General features: G+C 65.4%; 2 protein-coding genes. One reads left to right on the top strand and one right to left on the bottom strand.

Features of this window, described 5'->3' with window-relative positions; all coding sequences use genetic code 11:
• Nucleotides 1-18: 18 nt before the first annotated feature.
• Complete coding sequence (gene tnpA / locus AC5P09_RS51710; RefSeq protein ID WP_493880593.1) at nt 19-435, bottom strand: IS200/IS605 family transposase; 417 nt, start codon at nt 433-435, stop codon at nt 19-21.
• Between the two features lie 25 nt (nt 436-460).
• Here tnpA and AC5P09_RS51705 point away from each other — a divergent pair, with 25 nt between their 5' ends.
• Complete coding sequence (locus AC5P09_RS51705; protein WP_493880592.1) at nt 461-1,684, top strand: RNA-guided endonuclease InsQ/TnpB family protein; 1,224 nt, start codon at nt 461-463, stop codon at nt 1,682-1,684.
• The last annotated feature ends 60 nt before the right edge of the window (nt 1,685-1,744 follow it).

Genomic DNA, 1,744 nt, shown 5'->3' with positions numbered 1-1,744 from the left:
GGCGGAGCCGGGGAACGCTCATACCGGCCGGTTCTGCTGCTCGATGTATTGCCTGACCACGGTGAGCGGGGCGCCGCCGACGGTTCCGGCGAAGTAGGAGCCGGACCACAGCTTGTTGGCCCGCCAGTAGTGGCGTACGAGGTCGGGAAACTCCTGGCGCAGGCGGCGCGAGGAGACGCCCTTGAGAGAGTTGGCCAGCTTGGTCACGGCGACCTTGGGCGGGAAGTTCACCAAGAGGTGGACGTGGTTGTCCTCGCCGTTGAACTCCACCAGCTCGCACTCGAAGTCCGTGCACACGGATCGCATGATCTCCTCCATGCGCCTCAAGTGGGCATCGGTGAACACTCTGTGCCGGAACTTGGTCACGAAGACCAAGTGCACATGCATCACGAAAGCACAGTGCCGACCAGTTCTGATCTTCTGCATCTCACCCATAACCCAAGTATGTATCGTGACGGTCATGCAGCTCCGGTACGCCTTCAGGTTGTACCCGGACCCCGGCCAGCAGAGGGCGTTGGCGAAGGCGTTCGGGTGCGCCCGCGTCGTGTTCAACGACGCGGTGCGTGCCCGTGAGGACGCCCGCAAGGCCCAGCAGCCGTTCCCGAAGATCGGCGAGCTGTCCACCCGCCTGATCACCCAGGCGAAACAGACCACCTCACGCTCCTGGCTGGGCGAGGTCTCCGCGGTCGTCCTCCAGCAGTCCCTGCGCGACGCCGAGACCGCATACCGCAACTTCTTCGCCTCCCTCAAGGGCACCCGCAAGGGCCCCAAGACCGGCCCACCCCGCTTCAAGTCCCGCAAGGACACCCGGCAATCGATCCGGTTCACCGCCAACGCCCGCTGGCACATCACCGACAGCGGCCGGCTGAACCTGCCGAAGATCGGTCCGGTGAAGGTGAAGTGGTCCCGTACCCTGCCCGCCACCCCCACCTCGGTCACCGTCATCAAGGACGCGGCCGGCAGGTTCTTCGCCTCCTTCATCATTGACACCGACCCCGCCACCGATGCCGCCCGGATGCCCGAGACCGACCAGGCCATCGGCATCGACCTGGGCCTGACGCATTTCGCCGTCCTGTCCGACGGCACGAAGATCGACTCCCCCAGGTTCCTGCGCCGCGCGGAGAAGAAGCTGAAGAAGGCCCAGCGGGAACTGGCCCGCAAACAGAAGGGATCCAAGAACCGGGAGAAGGCCCGCCGCAAGGTTGCCCGCGCCCACGCCAAGGTCACCGACGCGCGCCACGAGTTCCACCACCAGCTCTCCACCCAGCTGATCTCCGAGAACCAAGGGATCGCCGTGGAAGACCTGTCCGTGGTGGGACTGGCACGCACCAAGCTGGCCAAGTCCGTGCACGACGCCGGATGGTCATCGTTCATCAACATGCTCCAGTACAAGGCGGAGCGGTACGGACGCACCCTGGTGAAGATCGGCCGGTTCGAGCCGACCTCCCAGATCTGTTCCACCTGCGGCGTCCAGGACGGCCCCAAGCCCCTCGATGTCCGGGAGTGGACGTGTGCCGCCTGCGGCGCGGTCCACGACCGGGATGTCAATGCCGCGATCAACGTGAAGACGGCCGCCGGACTGGCGGTATCGGCCTGCGGAGCGCCGATAAGACCAGAACCCGTTCTGGCACAGCGCGAAGAAACAGGAAGCCATGGATTCCCGACCCAAGCCCGTGCCGCGTAGCGGCACGGCAACGGAACGGAAGGCCAGAATCCTCGGGCTTCAGCCCGAGGTGCAAGTCAA

The organism is Streptomyces sp. a15 (assembly GCF_059026085.1).
The sequence above is the reverse complement of the archived record's forward strand: the minus strand, read 5'-3'. Positions and strand labels throughout refer to the sequence as shown.